At 69.6% G+C, this 1,583-nt stretch carries 1 protein-coding gene; it reads left to right on the top strand.

Translation table 11 applies throughout. The annotated features are described in order from the left end of the window. Positions 1 to 127: 127 nt before the first annotated feature. Positions 128 to 1,573: an NF041680 family putative transposase gene (locus tag ABZ919_RS41455; protein ID WP_361259496.1), complete on the top strand. Its 1,446-nt coding sequence runs from the start codon at positions 128 to 130 to the stop codon at positions 1,571 to 1,573. Positions 1,574 to 1,583 lie beyond the last annotated feature (10 nt).

Raw genomic sequence — 1,583 nt, 5'->3', positions numbered from 1 at the left:
AGCTTGGCGTTTAACCTCGCGGGTCACTCGTCCTGCTGACCTGCGGTTCTTCACGGGACAGCGGAGGCGGCCGTTCTCCACGCTTCGAGATGTCGAGTCACAAAGCACGAGAGAACGGCCGCTGCCCATGAGTCTGCCTGTCGGTGTGCCCGGAATCGAGGCGTTGGGTCTGTTGTCCCGCTTTCGGGTCGAGTTCTACGAGTGTCTCTACAAGCGGGCGGACGCGCTCTTCGAGCTCACCGATGCGGTGCTGTGCGCGGACGGGCCGGTGAAAACCCTGGTCGAGCTCTCCTTGGCGGTCGAGCACCGGCGCGGGCACGGTGCGCTGTACGCGGCCCTGGACCGTGGCTGGCTGGAGCCGACACGGTTGCGCCGCGCGCTGGCGGACCTGCCGCTGCCGAAGGCGGCCGACGGGCGGATCGTGCTCGCTGTGGACGTGTCGCACTGGCTGCGACCCGACGCTCCCACCAGCGGCGACCGGCTCTTCTGTCATGTCTATGGACGCGGCGACCGCAGCTCGGACCAGTTGGTGCCCGGCTGGCCCTACTCCTTCGTCGCGGCCCTGGAGTCCGGCCGCACCTCCTGGGTCGCTCTCCTGGACGCAGTCCGCTTGGGCCCGGCCGACGACGCGACGACCGTCACGGCCGTCCAACTCCACGATGTCGTCAGGGGGTTGACGAGTGCAGGCCACTGGAGACCGGGCGATCCGGACATCCTGATTGTGATGGACTCCGGCTACGACGTCGCCTACCTGACCCACGCTCTCGCCGACCTGCCCGTCGTACTGGTCGGGCGCCTGCGCTCGGACCGGGTCATGCTCCGCGACCCCGGCCCCGCCCGGTCGGGTCCCCGGGGCGGGCGTCCCCGCCGGCATGGCGGCGTCCTCACGTTCAAGAAACCCGACAGCTGGCACGAGCCCGACGTTACGACCGCCACGGACACCGCCCGCTACGGCACAGCCTCCGCGACGGCCTGGGACCGGATGCATCCCCGGCTCACTCACCGCGGCCCCTGGCTGGAGCACGCCAAGGAAGAACTCCCTGTCCTGCACGGCACGTTGATCCGCCTGAAGGTCGAGCGCCTGCCCGGTGACCGTGACCCGAAACCGGTCTGGCTGTGGTGCTCAGCCACCGCCGCCGCACCGGCGGAAGTGGACCGCTGGTGGCAGTCCTTCCTCCGCCGCTTCGACCTGGAGCACACCTTTCGGCTGATGAAACAGACCCTGGGCTGGACCGCCCCGAGGGTCAGGAATCCCGACACGGCCGACCTGTGGACCTGGCTGATCATCGCCGCTCACACCCAGCTCCGTCTCGCCCGGCCCCTCGCCGAGGACCTCCGTCGCCCATGGGAACGGCCCGCAGAACCTCGCCGCCTCACCCCCGCCCGAGTCCGCCGGGGGTTTCGCAACGTCCGCGCAGCAGCAGCCCGCCCGGCAAGCGCGCCAAAACCGTCCCGCCCAGGCCCCGGACGGCCCCCCGGCTCGAAAAACAAGCAACGGGCCAGGCGCCACGACGTTGGCAAGACCGTCAAACGCCCCGAATCGATCAAGGAGCACCAAGCCCAGCGAGGTTAAACGCCAAGCT

This window comes from Streptomyces sp. NPDC046759, from assembly GCF_040645475.1.
In the GTDB taxonomy this organism is placed as follows: domain Bacteria; phylum Actinomycetota; class Actinomycetes; order Streptomycetales; family Streptomycetaceae; genus Streptomyces.
Note: the sequence above shows the minus strand (reverse complement) of the source record. Positions and strands in the feature narration are given on the sequence as shown.